The 23,098-nt window shown below is 66.4% G+C and carries 15 protein-coding genes; 4 read left to right on the forward strand and 11 right to left on the reverse strand.

The annotated features are described in order from the left end of the window. Positions 1-29 precede the first annotated feature (29 nt). From folD to DND132_RS12365, 7 genes are all read right to left on the reverse strand, one after another. The gene (gene folD / locus DND132_RS12335; RefSeq protein WP_014323080.1) at positions 30-887 is read right to left on the reverse strand and encodes a bifunctional methylenetetrahydrofolate dehydrogenase/methenyltetrahydrofolate cyclohydrolase FolD; all 858 of its coding nucleotides are present in this window, start codon (positions 885-887) and stop codon (positions 30-32) included. An 81-nt stretch (positions 888-968) separates the two neighbouring features. Then, on the reverse strand, positions 969-1,379 hold the full coding sequence (locus tag DND132_RS12340) for a hypothetical protein (RefSeq protein WP_014323081.1): 411 nt from the start codon (positions 1,377-1,379) through the stop codon (positions 969-971). 57 nt (positions 1,380-1,436) lie between these two features. Further along, positions 1,437-2,723 carry a phosphopyruvate hydratase gene (gene eno / locus DND132_RS12345; protein WP_014323082.1) on the reverse strand — a complete coding sequence of 429 codons (1,287 nt, stop codon included), beginning with the start codon at positions 2,721-2,723 and terminating at the stop codon, positions 1,437-1,439. 165 nt (positions 2,724-2,888) lie between these two features. Then, the gene (locus DND132_RS12350) at positions 2,889-4,130 is read right to left on the reverse strand and encodes a PcfJ domain-containing protein (RefSeq protein ID WP_014323083.1); all 1,242 of its coding nucleotides are present in this window, start codon (positions 4,128-4,130) and stop codon (positions 2,889-2,891) included. Between the two features lie 34 nt (positions 4,131-4,164). After that, positions 4,165-5,742, reverse strand: coding sequence for a sigma-54-dependent transcriptional regulator (locus DND132_RS17750; protein ID WP_014323084.1), 1,578 nt, complete (start codon positions 5,740-5,742; stop codon positions 4,165-4,167). 761 nt (positions 5,743-6,503) lie between these two features. Then, positions 6,504-9,542 carry a HEAT repeat domain-containing protein gene (locus DND132_RS12360; protein WP_014323085.1) on the reverse strand — a complete coding sequence of 1,013 codons (3,039 nt, stop codon included), beginning with the start codon at positions 9,540-9,542 and terminating at the stop codon, positions 6,504-6,506. Positions 9,543-9,544: 2 nt separating this feature from the next. Continuing rightward, positions 9,545-10,633, reverse strand: coding sequence for an AAA family ATPase (locus DND132_RS12365; protein WP_014323086.1), 1,089 nt, complete (start codon positions 10,631-10,633; stop codon positions 9,545-9,547). Between the two features lie 289 nt (positions 10,634-10,922). On the opposite strand from DND132_RS12365, the gene DND132_RS12370 reads away from it, so the two are divergent. Both DND132_RS12370 and DND132_RS12375 read left to right on the forward strand, forming a co-directional pair. After that, positions 10,923-11,147, forward strand: coding sequence for a hypothetical protein (locus DND132_RS12370; protein WP_014323087.1), 225 nt, complete (start codon positions 10,923-10,925; stop codon positions 11,145-11,147). An 18-nt stretch (positions 11,148-11,165) separates the two neighbouring features. Then, positions 11,166-12,164, forward strand: a complete 999-nt coding sequence (locus DND132_RS12375; protein WP_014323088.1) for a hypothetical protein — start codon at positions 11,166-11,168, stop codon at positions 12,162-12,164. Between the two features lie 121 nt (positions 12,165-12,285). On the opposite strand, the gene DND132_RS12380 is transcribed toward DND132_RS12375, so the two are convergent. From DND132_RS12380 to DND132_RS12390, 3 genes are all read right to left on the reverse strand, one after another. Then, positions 12,286-12,633 (reverse strand): hypothetical protein, encoded by a 348-nt coding sequence (locus DND132_RS12380; protein WP_014323089.1) that lies wholly within the window; start codon positions 12,631-12,633, stop codon positions 12,286-12,288. Next, positions 12,630-13,118 carry a hypothetical protein gene (locus DND132_RS12385; protein WP_014323090.1) on the reverse strand — a complete coding sequence of 163 codons (489 nt, stop codon included), beginning with the start codon at positions 13,116-13,118 and terminating at the stop codon, positions 12,630-12,632. Before DND132_RS12385 ends, DND132_RS12380 begins: the two co-directional genes overlap by 4 nt. Positions 13,119-13,484: 366 nt before the next feature. After that, positions 13,485-13,967, reverse strand: coding sequence for a hypothetical protein (locus DND132_RS12390; protein ID WP_014323091.1), 483 nt, complete (start codon positions 13,965-13,967; stop codon positions 13,485-13,487). Between the two features lie 431 nt (positions 13,968-14,398). On the opposite strand from DND132_RS12390, the gene DND132_RS12395 reads away from it, so the two are divergent. Continuing rightward, a complete protein-coding gene (locus tag DND132_RS12395; RefSeq protein WP_014323092.1) occupies positions 14,399-16,597 on the forward strand; it encodes an ATP-binding protein in 2,199 nt (732 codons plus the stop codon). 122 nt (positions 16,598-16,719) lie between these two features. Then, positions 16,720-16,986, forward strand: a complete 267-nt coding sequence (locus DND132_RS18340; protein WP_014323093.1) for a hypothetical protein — start codon at positions 16,720-16,722, stop codon at positions 16,984-16,986. A 219-nt stretch (positions 16,987-17,205) separates the two neighbouring features. On the opposite strand, the gene DND132_RS12400 is transcribed toward DND132_RS18340, so the two are convergent. Then, positions 17,206-23,079, reverse strand: coding sequence for a DUF3320 domain-containing protein (locus DND132_RS12400; protein WP_014323094.1), 5,874 nt, complete (start codon positions 23,077-23,079; stop codon positions 17,206-17,208). Between the last annotated feature and the right edge of the window lie 19 nt (positions 23,080-23,098).

Here is a 23,098-nt window from a genome sequence, read left to right on the forward strand (position 1 = left end):
GTGCGGATGCGCCGCCATCGCAAGCCGTGCTACGCGCCCACGTGCATCTTGAAGGCTTGGAGCGTGTTGACCATGAGCTGCGCGATGGTCATGGGGCCGACGCCGCCGGGAACCGGGGTGATGGCGTGGACCTTGTCCTTGAGGCCCTCGAAGTCGCAGTCGCCTGCCAGCCCCTCGTCCGTGCGGTTGATGCCCACGTCGACCACCACCGCGCCTTCCTTGACCATGTCCGCGGTGACGAACTTGGGCTTGCCGATGGCCGCGAAGATGTAGTCCGCCTCGAGGCACTCGGCCTTGAGGTCCGGGGTGCGGGAGTGGCACAGGGTCACCGTGGCGTTGGCGCAGGGGCCGCTCTGGGAGAGCATCATGGCCAGGGGCTTGCCCACGATGTTGGACCGGCCGATGACCACCGCCTTCTTGCAGGCCGGGTCCAGGCCGTAACGCTTGAGCAGGTTGATGACGCCCGCCGGGGTGCACGGCTTGAAGCCGGGCAGGCCCAGCGACATCTTGCCCACGTTGACCGGGTGGAAGCCGTCCACGTCCTTGTTCGGGTCGATCAGGTCGAGGATCTTCTGGGAGTCGAGGCCCTTGGGCAGGGGCAGCTGGACCAGGATGCCGTCCACGGTCACGTCGCGGTTGAGTTCGTGGATGAGCCCTTCCAGTTCGAGCTGGCTGGCCGTCTCGAGCCGGTGGGGGATGGAGCGGATGCCGCAGTCCTCGCAGGCGCGCTCCTTGTTGCGCACGTAGACCTGGCTGGCCGGGTCCTCGCCCACCAGCACCACGGCCAGTCCGGGCCTGCGGCCGTAGCGGGCCTCGAGCTTGTCCACCTCTTCCCTGATCTCGGCGCGAATGGTCGCGGCCGTCTCCTTGCCGTCCAAAAGAATCATGAAGCCCTCTCCTGTATCTGTTTTTGAGCACCGAAGAAAGGGCCCCTTCTCACGAAGGGGCCCGTCCCGTCAAGTTCGGCCCTAGGGGGTCCGGACGTAGACGCCTTCGAGCACCTTGGCGTCGGGGCCGCTCTCCACGTAGAAGAGCAGCAGCGCCCCGGCCTTGGCGTCGTAGTCGCCGTGGAGCTGGCCGTCCTTCTCCTCGGCGATGTAGATCTCGTTGTCGGAGGAGATGCCGCCCGCGAACTTCTCCGTGAACGTCTCGCCCTTGCGGGTCCACTTCTTGTACCCGGTGAAGACCCGGCCGTGCTGGTCCTCGATGACCAGGGTGCTGGCCGCGTCCGGATTCTCGTACAGCCCGGCCTTGACCCCGGCCACGTTGACCGACTTGGCCACCCAGGACCCCTTGAGGTCCGGGACCTCCCCCGCCGCCAGGGCGGGCAGGGCGCAGAGCACGAACAACAGGGCCAGACCGAACGTCGCTTTCTTCATGAAAGGCCTCCTTGGAAAAGAGAAGGGCCGCCCCGAGGACGGCCCGTTGAAACGTATCTATTCGTCGAAGAAACTGCCCGCCAGGATGGGGCCGTAGTAGACGCCGTCCTCGTCCAGCTCCTCCTCGATGCGCAGGAGCTGGTTGTACTTCTCCAGCCGGTCGGAACGGCACAGGGAGCCGGTCTTGATCTGCCCCGCGTTCACGGCCACGGCCAAGTCCGCGATGAAGGTGTCGCCGGTCTCGCCCGAACGGTGGGACACCACGTTGGTGTACCCGGCCGTCTTGGCCAGCTCGATGGTGTCCAGGGTCTCCGTGACCGTGCCGATCTGGTTCAGCTTGATCAGGATGGAGTTGCAGATGCCCCGGTCGATGCCCTCGGCCAGGATGTCCGGGTTGGTCACGAAGATGTCGTCGCCCACCAGCTGGATGCGGTCGCCGAGCTTGTCCGTCAGCACCTCCCAGCCGTCCCAGTCGCTCTCGGCCAGGCCGTCCTCGATGGAGATCAGCGGGAAGCGCGAGACCAGGTCGTCGTAGAAGTCGATCAGCTCGGCGGCGGTCAGGATCTTGTCCTCGCCCGCCAGCACGTACTTGCCGTCCTTGTAGAACTCGCTCGCCGCCGCGTCGATGGCCAGGCCCACGTCGCGGCCGGGCTCGTAGCCCGCGTCCTCGCAGGCGCGGATGATGTACTGGAACGCCTCGGCATGGGAGGCCAGGTTCGGCGCGAAGCCGCCCTCGTCGCCCACGGAGGTGACGTGCTTGTCCTTGGCCAGGATGGCCTTCAGGTGATGGAAGATTTCCGCGCCCATGCGCAGCGCCTCGGCAAAGGTGTCCGCGCCCACGGGCATGATCATGAACTCCTGGATGTCCAGGTTGTTCGGCGCGTGCTGGCCGCCGTTGATGATGTTCATCAGGGGCACCGGCAACAGCTTGGCGTTAATCCCGCCCAGATACTGGTACAGCGGCATGCCCATGAAGCTGGCCGCCGCCCTGGCCGCCGCCATGGACACGCCCAGAATGGCGTTGGCGCCCAGACGGTCCTTGTTCTCGGTGCCGTCGAGGTCGATCAGCGTATTGTCCAGCGTCACCTGGCGCACCGCGTCCATGCCGATGATCGCGCCCGCGATCTCGCCGCGCACGTTCTCCACGGCCTGCAGCACGCCCTTGCCGCCGTAACGCTCCTCCTTGTCGCGCAGCTCCAACGCCTCGCGCGAACCCGTGGATGCGCCCGAAGGCACGGCCGCCCGGCCGATGTCGCCGGATTCCAGAACCACTTCGCACTCCACGGTGGGATTGCCGCGCGAGTCCAGAATCTCTCGCGCCCAGACGCCGGTGATGATGCTCATATCGATCTCCTTGAAATCAGGGTTGTACACGTTCGATCAATAAAACCGGGGGGATTCTAGAGGATTTCCACCCAATGCTCAATTCCTTACTACGGATGCGCGAAAATGGGCAGTGATTTTTGAAACGATACGGCGACAAGGCACGGTCCGGGACGGTGTCGCGTCTCATCCGCGCTTCGCCGGGCCGTTTCCTTTTCGCACCCATTCGTCGATCTTGCGCTGCGACTCCGGGGAGGGCAGGGCGTTGCAGGCCAGGAAGAACTGGTTGACGTAGGCGGTCCGGCCCGTCCGTTTCAGTTCCAGCGTGCCCCGTTCCGGCTTCATGACCCGGTATATCCAGCTGGTCCCGGCCAGGACGTCCTCGGCGTAATGCACCACGCAGTGGCTGAGTTCCTCGCCCTCCCGTTTCAGGTCCCGGTAATTGTCGATGTACCGGATCGCGGCGTCACCGGGGATGACCGGCGGCGGGAAGCGGACGTTGGGAACGCGTTCGTTCTCCAGTTTTTCCTCCAGTCGGCGGGACCACCGGTCGTGCAGTGCGCCCAGGGTTTCGAGGTCCGGGGCCCGCTTCAGCCTGGCGTACGGGTCGGCAAGGCCGAGGGCCGCGCCGAAGCGCATGGCGTCCCGGTAGGTTGCGGCCGTTTTCTGCGCCAGGCCGACGCGGAAGGGGGATCGGCCGAACAGGGCGCGGACGGCGTTGAGCTCCACGGCCTCGGGGTGGCGGAGGAACGGCCCGAGGCCGGGCAGGGGGCAGGCGGCGCAATGCCGCAGCGCCCTGGCGAGCCGGGCGCTGCCGAGGAAGACGGTGAGCACCTCGTGGTCGTGCGGCGTGAAGCGGCAGCCCGTGATCTTGCGGATCAGGTTCTTCGTCACCCCCGAGTCCTCGCCGAAAACGGCCGCGACGATCCGGTTCTGTCTTTGCCCCAGCAGCTCGGCAGCGGCTTCGGGCGCGAGGTTTCCCCGCCCCATATGGACCGCCAGCAGCCAGGTGAGGACCGGGGCCGTCCGGAGCGCCTGCAACCCGTAGGGGCTGAGGCGGAGCAGCCGGAGCACCGAATACTGCATGTAGGTGAACGGCTCCACCGCGGCCCGGTACGGCCGGGGTATGGCCCGCAGGAAATAGTCCGACTTGTAGCAGTCGCTGAAGTGGCGCGGCGACACCAGCGTGAGGTCGGGGACGGCCTCCGGCGGCCGCCAGGCCATGGCGGCGTTTGCGGGCCCGGCCGCCCCGGCCGGGGGCAGGCCGGGCAGCCGGAGCTGGACGGGGCCGACGGCCACGGGTTCGCGCCGTTCCAGGACAAGGCCCTGTTCCCACGGCGTGATTCGGTATTCCCCGCCTCCCCTTCGGAAAAAGAGATGATCGGGCCATTCCGGGCGCCGGGTGATCGAGTTGTTGTCTATGCGCATGCAGGTCGGTTCTCCGCTCCGGATGGCCCGCCCGTCATTCCCGGTAGTCCGGCGGCAGGGGCAGGGTGCGCCGCAAGGCGCTGGCGGAAGTGCCGTTGTCGCGCAGCCACTGGGTGAAGGCGATGGCCCCGCGCTTGTCGTCCGGGGCGTAGAACCCGAGGAGGGAGCCCGCGGCGTTGGCGCGCCCCTGGGTCCGGCGCATGGCCAGCCCGACGAGTTCGATCACCACCGCGAATCCGTACCGCTTGGCGAGCTCCCGGTAGTGCGGCGTTTCCCGCTGTCTTTCGCGGGCGGCCCGGATGCGCCCGTAGAGTCCCTCGGCCAGGGACGCCCGGTCCGCACCGGGCGGGCACGACGGGCCGAGCCGGTCCTGCGCCGGGCGCGGATTCCCGGCCAGGTGCGGAAACAGGGCCGGGGTGTCGATGACGCACACGCCGTGTTCGTCCGCCTCGTGGGCCACCAGGTTGGCGGCCTGGCGCAGGGTGTTGTCCAGCTCCCGGATGTTCTCCTTCCATTCGGCCGAGACGAGCCGTCGCTGGGCGTCGGCGGTCAGCCGGTAGCGGCCGAATGGCCGCTGGTCGAGGAAGTCCCGGGCGAAATCGGGGATGTCCTCCCGCCGTTCCCGCAGCGGGGGGACCATGACCACGTTCTGGCAGATGCGGCTCCTGAAGTCGGCCCGCCACCGGCCGGTCCGGACCAGCTCGTCGATGTCCTGGTTGGTGCCGTAGATGATGCGGATGTCGGGGCGGGCCAGGCGCGACGATCCGAGCGGGTAGAAGACCCGGTCCGTGAGAAAGGAGAGGAGCTTGACCTGGAACAGGGGGGTGGTGTCCCCGATCTCGTCCAGGAAGACGGTTCCGGTGTCCGCCTGCATGAATTTCCCGGCAAAGTCCCGGACCGCTCCGGTGAAGGCCCCCCGCATGTAGCCGAACAGTTCGCTTTCTACCATGCCGTCCGGCACGGCCCCGGCGTTGACCACGACAAAGGGGCCGTTTTGGCGGGGACTCTGCTCGTGGAGGGTCCGGGCGAGAAAGGTCTTGCCCACGCCCGGCTCGCCGACGAGGAGGAGGCTGTCGTCCGTCCGGGCGATGTTGGCCAGGAAACGGAAGAGCCGGTGCATGACCGGTGCGGACGACCGCAGCCCGCCCCACTGGCGCAGGGGTTGGCTGATGGCCGTGTAGACGGGCGGCCGCCCGGCGGGGGCGGGCTCGGCCCCGCGGAGGGCGAGCTCCCGCCGGACCAGGCCGATCCGGGCGGCTTCGGCCAGGCCGTGGTGGAGGTCGCTCGGGACAAAGACGGCCCGGCCCCGGCGGAGGGCCTTCACGACGGCGCGCGGCGGGTTGTAGCCGGACGGGCCCGAAAGGATGATCCGGCGACCGCCGCCGGGCGCGCACAGCCGGGCCAGCGTGCGGTCGTCCGGTCCCTGCCGCCCGTTGCCGCCGCCGACCTCGATGATGAGCAGCACCGGCCCTGCCGGACCGGAAGGCGCAAGCGCGGCCTGGTCCGGCCCGTGCGCCGGGACGGACGCGCCCAGGCCCGGCTCAATGCGTTCGAGCACGTCGCGCCAGGTGTCGGCAAAGTCGTATGTGTCGCTTATGATGGCAATGTGCATGGGGTCGCTCTGGTTGTCCCCCCTTTTACAAGGTGCGTGCCAGGCGAAGGATGCCGCATGCCCGCTCCAATATGCTGAAATAAAAACAATATCAGAGGCGACGAACTGTGGGGGCGTGGGGCCTGGGCTCACACGGGCCGCGCCCTCCTCACAGGCGGTCCGTGTCTCGCGCCGGTCGGCCTTCACCAAGAAAAAACTTGCACGCTTTTCCGCCGCAAAACGGAGATGTTGTCGGCGCTCTCTTTAATATTAATTAATACGGCATGTTGCAAAAGAATTTCTGCGGCTGCGCATGTTGGCACTTCATTTGAAAGAGGTGGATCGGGCCGGAGGAACCCCAGGCTTTATTGCCGAGAATCACCTCCATGGGCGTGAAGCCGCCGGTGCGGTTTTCATCAATCCCGGATGGCCCACGGGTTCGCCGAGGCGGCCCCGTGACGGGATCGGCCTTGGGGCTTCGCGAAGCCCCGGACAGGTCGCCGCTGAAACGCGGGAGGAGTCAAGGCTCTGGCCGACGCCCGAAACAGCTCGCACCATTTCCATGGCCACACGTGGCGATTTCCGGCCCGCCGGATGCGCGGCTCGGGTTCGAGCCGCCGATATGAACCGGCGGCGGGCCAGGAAGGCATGGTGAAAACGGTGGGAGATGGCCGCCATCGGACTGTCCGTGGCGGCCGACGCCTACACCGGAAGGCCTCGTGAAACGGCCTCCCGCATCGACGTGATGCGGGAGGCCTTGTGCGTCGGGCGGCCGGGACGGCTCACCAGGCCAGGGCGAACTTCTCGACAAGCCGCCCGAACCGGGCCACGGCCTCGCCGTAGGGCAGGGTGCTGAGGTCGAAGTACTGCTTGAAGCTCGGCTCCTGGATGGGCTCCACGGCCACCTGGACGCAGTTGATGCCCCAACGGCTCTCCAACTCGTCCACCAGGCCGGTGAGGGAGGCCGGGCAGCATCCGTCGGTCGGCTGGCCGTCGCTGATCATGATGAGCAGCCGGTTCCTTTTTCGGCTCTGTTGGGCCAGGCGGGCCGCATAGTGGAGGGCCCCGCAATCGTTGTTGCCGCCGCCCGCCTGGAGCATGGCGATGGCGTGGCGTCGGAAGTCGCCGAGATCGTAGAGGGTTTCGTCGTCAAAGGCGTGGATGTGGCCGGTGATCCCCGGCAGGTCCTTCAGGGCTTCCGCGAGGAGCACGCCGAAGGAGCGCGCGAGTCCCATCCCCCTGCCGCACATGGAGCCGGACCGGTCGATGAGCAGCCCCACATAGGCGTCGGGATAGATGCGGACCTCGCGATTGATGAACAACCCGGTGCCGGGATGGAGCATGGACCGGCGCAGCCCCTGGGGATCGATCCGCTGGCCCCTGCGCGACTGCCTGTCCTCGACGACGCCGGTCCCGGCCCTTTCCATGAATGCCCTGAGGGGCCGGACGTACTGCCGCACCCTGCGCAGCTCGTTGTTCTGGGCGGCGGGATTCCGGTTCATGGGGACCACCCGGTCCAGCGGGGTGAAGCCGAGCCCGCCGGACAGGGGACGCGGCCTCGCCGGAGAGGTCTTCCGGAAATCGGGCGGCGCGGTGCGCCGGGGCAGGGAGCGGGACACGTCGCCCCGTTTCGCGCTGCCGTCGTCCTCCAGTATCTCCGGGAGATGGCCGCCCACCTCGTTCAGCCGCTTCAGGGTGGCGTCCAGCGCCGGGAGGATGCGGCGGAGCCGCCTGAGTATCTCGGCGATCTCGTTGTCCGTTGATGGTTCGAGTTCCAGGATCTCCCGTATCCTGATCGCCAGGTGGACCATCCGTGGGTGGCCGAGATTCCGGAACGTCGGCGGGATCTGGGCCAGGGCCCGGCGCACCGCGGCGTCCGCGGGCCGGTCCTCGACCGAGAACCCCGCGCGCAGGGCGAAGAAGAAGGCGAGCATCCTGCTTACGGTTCCGCCGAGCTGAACCTGCTCCCGGTGGGTCAGCCGGACCATCCGTCCCTCCAGGCGGCCTTCGAGCCTGCCGTCCTCGAAGTCCCGGCGCAACGAGTCCGGCGTCCGGTCCAGGGCCCGCGCCAGGTCGTCCAAGGGCACGGCGTTCCCGGGAAGCTCGGCAAAGACGTAGGTCAGGGTCCGGTCGAGGACCGCGCCGAAGGCGTCTCGTCTGCTCCGGAGGCGACGCTCCATCCGTTCGTCCATGAGGATGTCATACAGTTCTGTCACGCCCTGCCGCCGCGCCTGCCCCCTGGCGCTTCTGGCCCCTTTCGCGCCGATGTCGAAGACGTGATGTCCGATTTCGTGGAGGAGTATGCCTTTGACGACGGCCTCGCCCTGCGGGTGCCCGGAGGCTATGGGAAGGCTGCTCACCTCGATCCGCATGGGGCCGTCGGCCGAAGCCACGGTCCGGCCGATGCCGGTCCGGTACTGGGTTATTTCCGTTCCCCGGCCGGTCAATTCATAGCCGGTCCGGGCCGCCCACGCGTAGGCCCTGGAGAGGGCGGCCAGCCTGTCGGCGACCCAGACCGCCCTCCGAACGGGCGTCCAGTTCTCCATGAAGCCGGGCTGCCGGGGTTCCGTCAGCAGGAGGCGTTCCGCGTACTCCCGCACCTCCGGGGACGGATCGCCGAGGGCGTCGAGCAATTCGTTGGCGCACCGGGGGTCGTCCACGAACGAGAGCATGGTCAGGGCCATGGCGCGGACCTCTTCGCGGTCCTTTCTGGCGAACGCGATCAGGTGGGGAACGGCCTCGGGATCGTCCAGGATGGCGTAAAGGCAGCGCAGGGTGTCGCACCCGGCGAGACACATGCCCGGCAGGGGGCTCAACCGGGCGATCCGCTCACCGATCAGGGTGCTGTCGATATGCCTGATGGCGGCCATCCGCAGGTGCGAACCGGGCATCAGGTAGCGGGTGACAAGCGGGGCAAACTCGGCGTAATCCGTGGCCAGGTGATAGAGCAGGCGCAGTTCCAGCGTCTCCTCCATGCTGTCTTCGAGCCCCATGGTCAGCTTTTCCGAGAACAGGAGGGCCACGTCTATCAGGAGATGGGGGCACGTCACCTCCAGCACCGCCCAGAGGAAAAACCCGGTCTCTTCGTTGACCATGGCCCGCTCCTCGGCCCGGACGATCAGCTCCACCACCTTCCTTTCCGAAAAGTCGCGCATGAACCGGGCGAGCTCGGCGAACAGTTTCGTCTCATCCTTGTCCAGCTTCCACAGGGGGGAGTCGAAAAGGGCGGTGTCGAACGGACCCGCGTATTCCGGAAGCAGGGCGAGGTTGAGAACGGCGTTGGCGTAGTCTATGGATTGGTCTTCGGACGCGCCGCCGTCGGGAGGGGGGCCTCCGGCGTTGCGCATCGCCTCCAACCGCCGGAGGGAAAGCCGCACCGCGTCCTCCGGCGCTCTTCTCCTGAGCAGGTGCAGGGCCATGGAGGGGGTTCGTTCGATCTCCCGGCGCACGTCGGCCGAGATGCGGGGATTGGCCGCGCCGAACTCCCAGGCCGCGCCGAGAAACTCGACGAGTTCCTCCTGGTCCAGTTCGTCGTCGACCGCTTCGCCGGTGCGGGGCAATCCCTCATTCCAGCGGGCCATGGCCCGCAGCATGCCGCCCGCCGCTCCGGGGTCGTCCTTTGCCGCCCGCATGGCCAGCTCGAAGGAGACCTGGCCGCGTTCCGCAAGGTGTTCGATCATCTCCCCGCCGACCGCGGGCGACCAGTCGAAGACCGTCCGCACCCGTTCCCAGTCCGAGGCGGGACACAGCGTCCCGCCCAGGCTCTCGACCAGTTCCTCCGCCTTGCGGCGGGCCATCCGTTCGGGGTTCACCGTGGCCATGGTCAACCCTCCAGCGTCCTGTTGGCCCTGAGCCAGACCATGCCGGCATCGCTGCCCGGGTCGTCCCAGCGCCCCTGATACCGCGCGCAGAACGAATCCTTCAGTATCTCGGGGAGCGGGTCCCCCGGAAACTCGTGCCGGTAGATCGGGTGGGACAGGAGCAGGCACGCCTCCTGGGTGGCGCGCATGCTCAGGTCCAGGTCGAGGTCCCGGTCGGTGCGGATGGCCTCGGCGACCTTGACGACCCGGCGGATTTCCCGGAGCGGGACATCGGGATAGGTCCGGGAGAGGAGCCGGGCCTCGGCTTCGGGCGGCGGGTAGTCCACCTTGAGGGGCGCAAAACGGTCGAGTTGGGCCGGATCGACCGCCGTGGTCCCCGTGAACTGGGCGCCGTTGTTGATGGCCGCTATCCACTGCACGTTCTCGGGAATGGGGATGAACTCGCCGTTGACCGGGTTGAACATCTTGCGGGTTGCGTCCAGTGCGGACATGACCCCGTTGCGGGCCATTTCCCGGCAGCGGTTGAACTCGTCCAGGAAGATCAGGAAGCGTTCGTTGCTTTCCGCCGCCTCGGTGAGCGCCCTGAGAATGTCCGTCTCCACCCAGGTGAAGGTCCGCTTGCTTTGGTCCTCGGCCGGTTGCAGGCTGGCCAGGAAATCCGTGGGGTCGTAGACCGCGCTGCAGTTGAAGAAGATGAAGCGGACGCCCAGGCTTTCCGCGACCTTGCGGGCGAGGACCGTCTTGCCCGATCCCTGGGGGCCGTCCAGCAGGATGCTCATGCGGTTTTCGAGCAGGACCTCCAGCTTGCGCAGGAGTGCTTCCGGGAAGAAGAAGTCGTCGCCGCCGAAGCGGGCCTCGCTGAAGTGGCGGACCTCGATGTAGCCCCGGCTGGAACGGGGCCTGCCCTTGATCCGGGTGACCCGGACCCGGCACGGACTGCCCGGAACGATCGCCTGGTCGTTGCTGAGTATCACCTTCGGCGCGCGCCTGTTGCCGATGTTTTTCGCCCTGAAGCGCCACGGGCCCTGTTTCGGGTTGAGGTGGAAGACCGTGGTGAATATGCCGGGCAGCCCGGCGTTGTCGTTTGTCATGCTCGTCTCCGATTGGTTGTGCGTGTTTTACGGCTCGCCGAGCAAAGTGCATTCCTTTTCCGCGACGGCGAAACGATGATTCGCAACATACTGTATTTAATTGATCTATTCGCTTGCCGCCGGACGGTTTCCCGGAACGGACGCCGCCGGCTCCGAGGATGAAAGAATAACCTTGCATGCCCGGGGGCACCGTCACCGGAGGCCTGTGATGGTCCGGGATTTCAGCGGGTTGAAGAAATGGCGCGCAATTTGATTCAAGGGGAGGAAACAACAGGCAAAGGAGTTGCACATGGACAGGGATCGAGTGGATTTTTACTGCCCCAATTGCGGATACAGGCGGACCGAGCTGTTCTATGCCCCTGATTCGGACGATTTTCGGGCCGGGGATTGCCAGTCCGCCAACGGCGAACACGAGCGCAGCGTCCTGGCGGCGGTCTGTCCCGAATGCGGGCACGAGGGCTTTGTGCGCAGCCGGGAGTACCCGGGGGCGCGCGAGGCGGACCGCGATGGATAGGCGCGAGGGATGACCGCCATGCAGACCGGAAAGGGACTTGCTCCCCGCCTCGACACCTGCGTCATCGGTTGCGGGGGGTGCGGCTTCGCCCTGGCCCGGCAAACCTGGGAGCGGTCAGCGGGCCGCATCCCCGGACTCGGGATCGTCGGGACGGCGGACGGGGAGGGGGTGCATGTCGAGGCCTGGCCGGATACGGCGTTTTCCCGGTCCCTGTCGGTCTCCCTGGCCTCGCCCGGCGGACGGCAGCCCGTGGATCTGGAGGGGCTCAAGCTCGTCCAGGTCGTCGGGAACATCGGCGATTCGGCCTTCGGTCATTGCTCAAGGCTGGTGGTGGATCGCATGACCTGGGCGGGGATACCCGTCCTGGCGAGCTGCGTCCTGCCCCGGCGGCGGGGAGAGCGGAAGCGCGCCATGCCCCGGTCGCTCAGGAGGATCGCCATGCGCGTCGGCTCGGTGTTCCTCTTCCCCGAGGGGCATGTGGAGGCGCAGCCGGGCGCGGCGGCCTGTTCCGTGCCGGAGACGGACGTCATCGTCGATCAGTTGCTCTTCTCGGCCTCGGCCGACGGCTTGTTCTTCCTGCGCGAATCCACGGCATCGCCCCGGAGGCTGTCCCATGGGCGGTACTGCGTGTATTGCCGCGTGGCGGCGGATGACGGGTTCGAATTTTTCGGAACGCCGGGCAAGGCGCCGGGCCGGGCCGTGTTGTTGGGCGCGAGGCTGCTGGCGGTGCACCTGAACGCGTACGACCCGGACCGGGCCGGACGCATGATCTGGGCGGCGTCGTGGGAGTCGGACGAGCCCCGCCCGGACACGATTTTCAGCACGCTGCCCGTCCCGTCCCTCGGGTACGCCCTTGCCGAGTCGGTCGTGGCCGTGGATATCGCGGACGAGGCGGCCGAGGCCTTTGTCCACGTGGAGGTGGGACGTCCGGGGCCGGTCCCCGGGGGCGGGATACCCGACCACACCTGGACCGAGGAGGAGCTGGAGATTCCGGCGTTCCTCCGCCGTCTGGAATAGCGGTGGCGGCGGGTTCGGCGTTCGTTCCGGCATTTCCCGGCCGCCTCGATGACGACGGGCGGCCGGATGACTGGGGGACGGAGTCCCGAGGGCCCATGGAGGCGGCCCGGAGGGGTCCGTCTCACCGGTTTCGCTCCCCCGGCGTCGCCGGAGGGCCGTCGTCCTGTCCGTTCGCCGGGATCGGCGGGGCGTCGGGATGATCGGTGAAGGGACGCCATCCGCCATCGAGCAGCAGGAGACAGGACCAGCACTCCTCGCGCAGGATGCCGATGGCCCGGCCCAGCATGGTCGCGAAGTCGAGTTCGCTCATGCCCAGGCCCTTGATGAGGCCGGAACGGCCGTACCGGTCGTCGCTGGCGACGACCGTGAGCATGGCGATGTCCGTGATGCCCCATTCATCGGCGAGATAGCTTCTCCGTGGCTCGCTCAGGTCGGGCAGGCGGTCCAGGCGCAGTTCGGGGGCGGTCACAGCTTCGCTTCCTCCCCGGCGCCGGTCGAGGAATCGAGTCCCCTGAGGGCGGCTTCGATCTCCTCCTTGAGGCGCTCCCTGGCCCGGATGTCGTGGAGCGCCGTGGCCAGGTCCTCCACGACCCGCTCCCGCTTGGCGCCGTCCAGCCAGAACGGGAGCCACTTGCCGTCAAGCCGTTCCGCGTTGTCCGGGCTGTCCAGGACAACGCACATGTGCCGCATTTCGTCGGTGAGCCGGGCCTTGAGGGCCTGGATTTCCTCGAGTTGCGTCCTGAGCCTGGACAACTGTTCGATGCGCCGGCGTATCTCCCCTTTCAGGAGGACGATGCGTATGCCGGACCGGAGGACCTCCGACCGGATGGACTGTTGCCGGTCGAGCAGGGAGGACGATGCGGCCGCCGTGGCGGCCTCAACCCGCCATTCCCGCGCCAGGACGGCCCCGGCCACGAGAAGGCAGACGGCCAGAGTGAACAGGACGGTCCTCATCTCGATCCCTCCCGTCGCCGCAATCCGCTGCCTCCGCGAACGGACGTTGCGGTGCGCCTGCGGGGGGCCGGAGCGTCCCGGTCCCTCCGGGGGATGCCGCCGGGATCACGGCCCGGCGGACACTCGATGTTCCCTTGAACCACGGTGCAACGGTGCATGGCTCCTCCTTTTGCGTCGTCGTCTTTCGTCGGGAGCAGCAATAGCCATGCCAGGGGAGTTGATTGATTTATGTCGAGTATATCATATTGAATTTATGAGCTATTCATTGTCTGCACAAAAAAATGGAGCCTGGCGGGTGTGAGGCGGCGCGTGATGCCGGAGCAACGCGTGTGACGCCGGATCAGCGGCGCGGGCGACCCGGTGGGGTCATTCGTCCGCCGGGCCGAGCAGCTCCAGGACGACCTCGTCGATGAGCAGGCCGAAGTCGTCCGCGCCCTGGTTGAGCATGGCGAGGGTGTACGGGTCGATGGGTGTTTCGGCCGTCACCTGCGCGATGACGTCCTTGAGGGATTCGCCGCCGAGCTTGAGGTCCATGAACATGACCCGCCATTCCTTGAGAAAGGCGGGGTCCTTGGGCGTGGTGTTGCGGAAGATCGTGCGCAGCATGTGGAGCGTGTCCATCAACCGGACGAACTCCTTGGCGGAGGTGGCCACGACGCACAGCCGCATTTGGTCCATGTTGGAGAACCGCACCGTGGACTTGGCGTTTTCATAGAGCTCGAACCCGATGCTCGACATCTTTTCGTCCATGGACATCCGGTTGAGGGCTTCATCCGAATATCCCTGCCCGAAGGCCGGGAGGACCGACATGAAACACGTGATGAGCAGTGTGAGGATGGTTGTCTTCATTTGCGTTTCCTTGGGCGATGCGCCCGCTTGCGGCTCGTGAGGGATCGGACCGCCGCCCACCCGGAGAGAACGCATGCCGGAGCGGCCCAACGGTATCGCCTTGTTTCTTCATCCTGTTTCGCAATGAACGGCCACTCCGGCCCGTCTCTCCGTTGCGCGGGCCGGGTCGTCCCCTGCGGCGGCCGGGTCGGGCAAGGCCTTGGAGGCCGCCCTTGTGAGCATGGACCCGATGCACGGCGGGCCGTGTGATGTTTTTACTCACGCCCGAACGATGCTCGAATAAAATTAAACAATAAAACCATAAAGTTAATCTTGCAAGCCCCTGTCGTCTCGCCTGGCATGGCCCTTGAAAGAACAGGGTCGTTTCCCGGTCTCCTTATGCATCGGGAGTGCCAATTCACGGGTATCGAAGCACTGTGGGAGCTGCGTTCATGTCATTCATGCTTTCCAACTCGACCTTCTCGCTGAAGGAGTACGGCCTGGTTTCCGAAGACGATCGGTTCGCCATGGGAATGGCCTGCGGCTGGTTGAAGAACCTTCTGCGCTCGGGGGTCAATCTCGATTCGTCCATGCTGAGGCTGCTCGGCTGGATACACAACGGCGCGGAAGAGGCCATCTGCCGGGTCGCCTGCGAGCGGTGCGCCGTCCGGCCCGCCTTGCGGAAGAACGGCGAAGAGTTGGCCGAGGCCGAGGACCGCGACGCCAGACTGTTCGTCTTCGACAGGATCATGGCCCTCGCCCATGGCGAGCTGCGTCTGGCCGTGCGCAAGGCCGCATTGGAGATGCTGTCCCGGGTCGATTTCCATCCTGATCCGGACATGCACCTGGTGCGCGCCATAACCAATTTCCAGAAGGTCTTCGATCTGAGCGAGCTGGAGACGCGGCTCTGCCTCTTTCTCTACGTCCTCGCCACCTGGAGCGAATGCGAACAGTATTTCGAGGACACGTTGAAGTGCAACGGCAGGACCAACCATACCGTCCTGGCCATCCTGCTCGACACCAGCCTCTTCAAGCTGCGCCGGGTCATGAATGGGAAACTGGACCGGCTGGCGATCCTGGAAAGGAACATCAGCGGCCGGGTCGTCTTCAACTCCCTCTACAGCCGGTTCTTCGAGGACTGCGAACCCGAGCGCGTGGCAGAATCCCTTTTCGAGACCCTCGCCGGCAATCCCGTGCCCCTCGACGAGTACATCCTGGATGCCGGGGACCGGGAGTGCATACTGGAATTGTTGCGGAACGCCGGCGACGTCCCGACCCACATCCTGCTCCATGGCGTGCCCGGCGCGGGCAAGACGAGTTTCGCCCACTCGCTGGCGCACGCCCTGGGCGTTCCGGCCTACAACGTGCCCATCTCCCGGGGCAAGGACGACATGCCCCGCGCCACCGGAATCGAGGCCTGCCTGAACATGACCAACGGCGGCAGGAACGCCCTTGTCATCGCGGACGAGGCCGACGTCCTGCTGAACACCCTGCGCGGGTATCTCCTGTCCGGAGAGCGCCAGGACAAGGGGTGGCTCAATGAGTTGCTCGAGCGGCCGGGGGTGCGCATCGTCTGGATAACCAATTCCATCGAGGACGTGGAGGATTCGGTCCTGCGGCGCTTCTCGTACAACATGAAATTCACCCCGCTGACGGCGGCGCAGCGGGAGGTGCTCTTCGACCGGATTTTGCGGAAGCACAAGGTGAAGAGCCTGGTGCCGTCGCGGGAGATCCGGGGCCTGGTGAGGGAATACCCCGTGTCGGCCGGGGTGGTGGACCTGTCGGTCCGTCAGGCCCGGGCCATGTGCGGTCGGGACGCGGGGCGTTTCGTCCGGACGCTGCGCCGACTGCTGGCCGCCGCGCAGAGTCTTGCGGAGGACCGCGCACCCGGCGGAAAACGGTTCGAGATGGAAGAGGGCTACTCCCTCGACGGACTCAACTTCGACACCGACATCAAGGCGCTCATGCGCGATCTCGAACGGTACGACGCGTACCTGAAGTCCGGGCGCAACGACCTGATCCTCAATCGCAACGTCCTGCTGTACGGTCCCCCCGGAACGGGCAAGACCGCGTTCGCCAAGTACGTCGCCTCCCGTCTGGGACGGCGGCTTCTCGTCCGGCGCGCCAGCGACCTGCTCTCCAAGTGGGTGGGCGGGACCGAGGAGAATCTCGCCCGGGCCTTTGCAGAGGCCGAACGGGAAGGGCACGTGCTGCTCGTGGATGAGGCCGACAGCTTCATCTCTTCGCGAGACCAGGCCATGCATCGTTGGGAGATCAGCCACGTCAACGAATTCCTGACCCAGATGGAAACCTTCCGGGGCATCCTCATCTGTTCGACCAACCGGGCCGACGAGCTTGACGCCGCTTCCCGGCGACGCTTCACCCACAAGATACGGGTCGATTACCTGACCCGCCATGGGAACCTGGTGTTCTTCGACAAGATACTCGGTCCGTATTTCCGGGGAAAGCTGAATGGCGCAGCCAGGTCCCGCCTGGCCGGACTGGCCGACGCCGCGCCGGGCGATTTCAAGGTGGTTCGCGACAAGATCGTCCTGGAGCCCCGAGGGACGTACAGCGGCGAACGGTTGTTGCAAATGCTCGAAGAGGAGGTCGCCGCCAAGCGGCGGAGACGGCCCTGTATCGGATTCTAGGCGGCGGGTCCCGGAACGGCTCGGCGGTCTTTGCGTCGCCGCGGGATAGAAAATTCTTGATTATCAGGAGCTGGATTGTCTAGTTTGTTTCTAGAGAACGCTCAAACCGGTCTGGTGGAATTATGAAAGTAGATGAAATACTTGAGAAAATAAGCACAGATGTCGACCTTGAGAAGGATGTCAACATCCTGGGCAAACCGATCAAACGGTTCCTGAAGGCCGCCCAGGAGGAAACGGGCCTGGGTGCCCTGGAGATTCTTGAGAGTGCGCGCGGGCATCTGGTGACCGGTGATTTCCTTGTGCTGACCATTTCCGGCAAGGATTTCGTCTATTTCCTCTCCGAGGACGAATACCTGGTGGACGGGATGGTCTTCGAAAAGGGCAAGTAGCGTTCTCCCTGCCGCTCGGCGGGGCCGGGGCCGGTCGTTCGACCGCCGTCCGTCCCGCAAGCGGCCCACAGGCCGCGCCGCCGCGGCGTCCCGTTGCCGGGCGGTTGTCTCCGGCATTCCCCTCGCCATACGGACGGATCGCCTTCCCCCGGCACGTCATGCCGGGGGTGCAACGCCCTCACAGCCGCAGGAAGCGGGTCCTCCCCCCTCCCTTCGGGCTCAGTCCCGAGGCCCGAAGTATGCGGACAGGCAGCCGTTGAGGTGATTTTTCACGGTTCGCGACAATCGTTTGATCCCCAATATGTTCGCCACGTCTCGGACCCTGTCGTCACTGGCGGCGAGTCCCGGATGGGCGGCGATGAGCCCGAATATCTCGTGCCGGGAGATCTCGGTGGCGCTTCGGCCCTCTATGGAGCGGAACGGCACGGTTTCCCGGCAGCTCCCCGGAGCCCAGATGAAGGTCGTCCCGGCCTCCGGGCGGCGTTCTTTTCCGTCCAGGCAGGCATCGATCCGCTCCCTGATCCTGGCCCCGGTCCGTTTCCATCCATGGGCCTTGCAGATGGTCCGGGCCAATCGGTTGGCCTCGATGGGCCCTTCGGCTGCGACGAGAACGTCGATCATCCGGGCCAGGATCGGGGTGTAGTCGGGGTCGAAAAACCGGTTCGCGTCCGGCTGGACCGGCCGGTTGACGGCGGCCTCTTCCTCCGGGGCGTCCGCTGAAGGCGTTTGCTCCGGTTCCGCAGGGGCGACCGTTTCCGGGCCCACCGGATTCGGGGACAGGTCCTCCGTCCGCCCGATTCCGGCATGGAGCCGCCGTTGCGGGGCGGGCGGGGCGACCGTCGGGCCGGCCATGCCGGCGGCGAGCCCACGGGGAAGGTCTGGCCATTCCCGCCGCGCCTCCGAACGGCTCTCGGCCCGGGCCGCTTCCTCCTCCTCCCGCCGCCGGGACGCCTTGAGCAGTCCCTCCAGTTCCTCATGCACCCGTTGCAGCGCTTCGGACGGATTCATGAACCAATCCGCGGACCAGATGCGGAGGATGTTCCATCCGAGATTGCGCAGCACGGCCTCGCGGATTTCGTCGCGGTCCCGGGCTGTTGCGGAATGATGGTAGGTCGCGCCGTCGCACTCGACGCCCGCGAGATAGGCCCCGGCATGGTCGGGGTGGACCACTCCGAGATCGATCCGATACCTGGAGACCCCGATCCGGGGCCGCACTTGCCACCCCCTGGCCTCCAGGGCCGCCATCACCGCCTCTTCGAACGGGCTCTCGGCATCCTCCGTCGAATCGGCGTTCATGGCGGGCAGGGCGATCGGGCCGTTCTCGGCGTACTCCAGGAAGTTCTTGAGATGGGCCACGCCGAGGGCGTTGGTCCTGGAAGTATCCATGTCGTCGGCGTCGATGGAAGAGAAAACGTGCATCTCGCGGCGGGCCCGGGTCACGGCGACATTCAGGCGTTTTTCGCCGCCGTCGCGGTTCAATGCGCCGAAGCTCATCGACATCTTCCCGGCTCCGTCGCGGCCGAAGGTGACGGAGAAGCACATGATGTCGCGCTCGTCTCCCTGGATGTTCTCCAGGTTCTTGACGATGACCGGCTCTTCCCGCTCGTCGCTGAAATACCATTCCAGGTCCGGGTTGGACCGCCTGGCCTCGTCGAAGAGATTGAGGATCAGTTCCTGTTGCTGGATGTTGAAGGTGATGACCCCGAGCGTGGGACGGTCCCCCTCGGGCCGTTGGAGCCAGCTTTCCAGGCGCGATTGGGCGAAGCGCACGATCTCCCGCGCCTCCTCAAGGTTGGTGCGGCCCGTTCCCCGCGCATAGGTCCCTTCGTTCCTGTGGAGGACCAGGGCCTTCGATTCGGTCGCGGGCGATGGAAAGGTGATGAGTTCGCCGTGGTAATAATGGTGGTTGGAAAAGGCGATCAGCGACTCGTCGCGGCTGCGATAGTGCCAGTTCAACCGGATCGGCGGCAGGCCCGCCGCATCGGCCTCCTCGAGAATGCTCGGCAGGTCCTTTTCGTATTCGGCCAGGTCCTCCGCATCCTCGTCGTCGGTGCGGCCGAAAAAGTTGGTGGGGGGCAGCTGTTTCGGGTCGCCCACGATGATGGATTGCCGCGCCCTGGCGATGGCCCCGACCGCATCCCAGGTCGTGATCTGCGAGGCCTCGTCGAAGATGACCACGTCGAACTGCGTTTGATCGGCAGGGAGATATTGCGCCACGGACAGCGGCGACATCAACATGCACGGCGTCAGCTTGGTGAACGTGGTCGGCATGCCTTCGATGAGTTTGCGGATGGAGAGGCTCGGCCGTTGCAGGCCGAGCTGGTGGCGCAGCAATCCCAGCTCGGACCGGCGGGGCACGGCGTTCCTGGTGGGCAGGTCATGGGAGACATTCCTCAGGACCTGGTCGGCGGCCAGCGCCCGCACCGTTCTGTCGCGCCGCCTGAATTCCTTGATCAGGTCCTCGTGGGACCAGTGGCGGAAACCCCGGAGTTCGGAGCTGGCGTCCAGGGCCAGGGGCAGCCACCATGTGAAGTAGGCCGCGCGGAAATCGGCGCGGGCATCCTCTATCTCTCCGTCCCGGAGGGCGTCCAGGAAGGCGCCGAGCCCCAGCGTCCTGGCCTCTTCCCTGACGGCCGCCCATCGGGTCCAGTCCGCCAGTTGCGCCCTGTGGTCGACGAGGAGGCGGAGGTCCCCGGCCAGGGCCTCCAGGGAGGTCGCGTGCGGTTCGCCCCCGGCGTGGGCCGAGTAGGCGTCGCGGGCGTCCTGGAATCTCGCCAGCGCGGAGTGGAACTTCTCGGCCAGGAGCGCCGCCTCGGGTTTGTCTCTCCGGAGCAGGGCCTCCAGCGTGTCCGCGAAACGATTTGCATCCGAGGCGTGCCGCCGCACATCGTCGAGCGCCCGCTGCAGTTTTTCCGTCTCTCTCAGATAGGCGGCGACCTGGGTTCCGTCGGTGTCCTCGTGCCGGAAGACCGGGAGGTTGGCCAACTCGCTCCGATCGACGGTTTCGAGATTGTCGCGGAGCCGCCTCAGGGGCTCTATCTCACCGGCCACGTCGACCCTGCCGTCCGTTGCGTAGCCCTGGAGCAGACGGGTGACCCGGCGGCGCGCCCAGGCGGAGAATGGCCACATCCGGGCGTTGGCCTCCCGCCATTGCCGGTCGATGTCCTCTATGGGGAGGCGCCGCAATGCGGAGTTTTCGTAATCGGCCGACAAGCCGGAGCGCGCCTGGCGGATGGCGGCGATGGCCGTGTCCAGGGACGCGGCGGCCTCTTCCAGGCGGCCCAGTTCCGCGTCAACGACGTTGCCGTAGTCCTGCTCGGAGGAGATTCGGCAGACTTCGTGGAAGCGGCGCAGGCTGTCGATGCGTTCGGGATCGTTTTCCCCGGCATCGGGCAGGCCGATGCAGTCGGCCAGGGCGTCCGCCGCCTCCTTGAGCGGGGGGATCGCGGAAAGGACGCCCTCGGCGCGCTCCATCAGGTCGTTCTCCCATCGGTACGACCATTCCCTAGCCCCGACGCTGTCGAATCCCCGGCAGTCGCGGACGATGGGGTAGACCCTGGCGGCCCGGACGGCCGTGTCCTCCAGCCTGGCGAACATGGCCGGATCGTGCGCTCCGGGGTTGTCGAATGTAACCGTGAATTCTCGGCGACGGCCCACCGCCATCCCGATGGCCTGGAAGATGCTGAAGCCGTGGCTGCCCGGGGCGTGCAGCTGCTCGACGTATTCGTTGAGGCGGTCGCGCGTTTCCCGGAGCCGCTCCGTCTCGCTATGCCAGGCGTTCGCGGAATGGGCTTCGCTCCGTTCCCAGGCGGCCCCCAGCTGCGCCAATACCCGTTTGCGGTTCGCCTTGTTGGAGTGGAGTTCGAGGCAGACGCTGCCCAGTCCGTAGGCCTTCAGCCTGCGGTAGACGACGTCGAGGGCCGCGGCTTTCTCCGCGACGAAGAGGACGCGTTTCCCGATGGAAAGGCATTGGGCGATCACGTTCGCGATGGTCTGGCTCTTCCCGGTTCCCGGAGGGCCGATGACGATGAAGTCGTATCCCTTCATGGCGGCCACGACCGCGGCCAGCTGCGAACTGTCCGCGGGCAGGGGCGTCAGGAGTTCCCGGGGGGAGACGTTCTTGTCGATCTCGTCCGGGATGGGGAGGCAGGCCCCGCCGCACGCCTGCTCGAAGGGCGTTTCGGGCGAATCGATGAGGTGCTTGACCAGGCGGTTGTTTTTCAGGTCGTCGGTCCGGTCCACCAGGTCCTTCCACATCAGGTACTTGGCGAAGGAGAAGGTGGAGAGGGCCGCATCCTCCACGACTTCGAAGCCGGGGACGTCCCGCACGGCCCGGCGCATGCGGTCGAAGATCGCCGGAACGTCTATGCCCGCGTCATCGACGGGGAGTTCCCCCTCGAGCGACTGGACCTTGAGCCCGAAGTCCCGTTGCAGGAATTGCAGGAGCGTGGCGTTGATGCGCACGTCGTCCTCGTGGTGCGTCAGCGAGAAATGGGATCGGGCCGAGCTGCGTTTGAGCGTGACCGGGAGCAGCAGGATCGGGGCCCGGCAGCTCGTCGGATCGGTTTCCGTCTTTTTCCACCTGAGGAAGCCGACCGCGAGATAGAGGGTGTTGGCGCCGCCCTCGATCATTTCGCTGTTGGCCTTGCGGTACAGGGTGACCAGGCGGTTGCGCATGTCGTTCCCGGTGAGCGGGATGCAGAGCTGTCTGCGCTCCAGGGCGTTTTGGGCGAACTCCTCGTGTATGTCCTTCCCGTGCTGTCGGCGGTAGAGCTCCGGGTCCCGCGCGCCGATGGGATTTTCATCCTTCAGGGAAATGATCCGCAGGGCCTTTCCTTCCGCCAGCATGTCCTCGAGTTCGGGCAGATTCGGACAGAGCACCGGCACGGTCTGCCTGGTGTCCCTGAAATTGAGCAGCCGGTTGCGCAGGGTCAGGTCGAGCAGTTTCCGCTGCCAGCGGTCGATCCTGCCCTGAGGCGTCCGCGGGGCCTCGTCCACGATTTCGCCCGGCAGCAGCCCGAAGTCCGGCTCGGGGGGCAGCGCCGCCGGAGCCGTTTCCTCGATGGTTCCGGCTTGCGCCCGTTCCGTCTGGTGCGAGGCCAGGGGCGTGATGCCCGCGAAGCGGGCCCGCCGGATGTCAACGGCCCGTTCGAAGTCGGTCTCGTTTCCCTCGCCGAGCTGGGCCTGGGCGTTCCGGACCGCCTGGGCGAAGTCCGCGACTGGGCGCGTCGTGACGAGGGTCGTCTCGAAGGCGATGAATTCCCGCGCGGCAATGGCCTTCCGGAGTTCGACCACGTCGGGCTCCTCGATGGAAGGCAGGGTCTTGTCCGTGAGCCATACCCCGGCGAAGGCGTGTCCCTTGGTGAAGATGACGACCGGGTTGAGCCCCGCCGCCTCCAATGCGCCGGCGAAAAGCAGCGATCCGTCCAGGCAGGTGACGAGCCCTTGGTCCAGAATCCGTTTCGGGCCGCGAATCTTCTGCCCGGTTCGCTCGAACGAGGCCGGAGGCTCCGCATAGCTCAGGGTCATCCCCGTGACGGCCGACCAGATCGCCGCCGCGAGCATGTAGGCGCGTTTGGGGTCCCTGCTCTGATAGCCGTCCAACGCCCCCTTCCGGCCGCTTGCCTCCAGCAGCATGCTCGCCCGCTTGCAGATCCCCGCCACGGCCGGATCGTTGGGCGAGACGAAGGCCGCGAGGATGCCCGCCATTTCCCCGACGCCGCCCCATTCGTCGCGGGCGAGCAGCCGCAGGGGCAGCGTCCGTTCCGCCAGGACCGCGTCCCCCCGCCTCAGCCGGAAGTCGAGCTGCCCCTGTTCCGCCTCGTCGAGGCCGTCGAAAAAGGCGAAGTCGCTCTCCAGCCGCAGATCGGCAAGGGAGACCTCGTCATAGGCGCCGATCCTGTCGATGACCCAGGTCTTGTCTCGGCAGAATCGGGGATGGGGATCGAGTTCCAGGGTCAGGTCGTCAAGGGGCTCGTCCGAGGTGTTGCGGATCGTGATGCTGCGCAGGATGGGCACCATGTTTTGCGCGGAGGCGTGGTTGACGCATTCAGCGTAGGCGATGTGCAGATCCGGGGTGGTCGGTCTATCCATTTTTCCCCCTCGTGATACG

Origin of the sequence: Pseudodesulfovibrio mercurii, from assembly GCF_000189295.2 — a bacterium.
GTDB classification, from domain to species: Bacteria; Desulfobacterota; Desulfovibrionia; order Desulfovibrionales; family Desulfovibrionaceae; genus Pseudodesulfovibrio; species Pseudodesulfovibrio mercurii.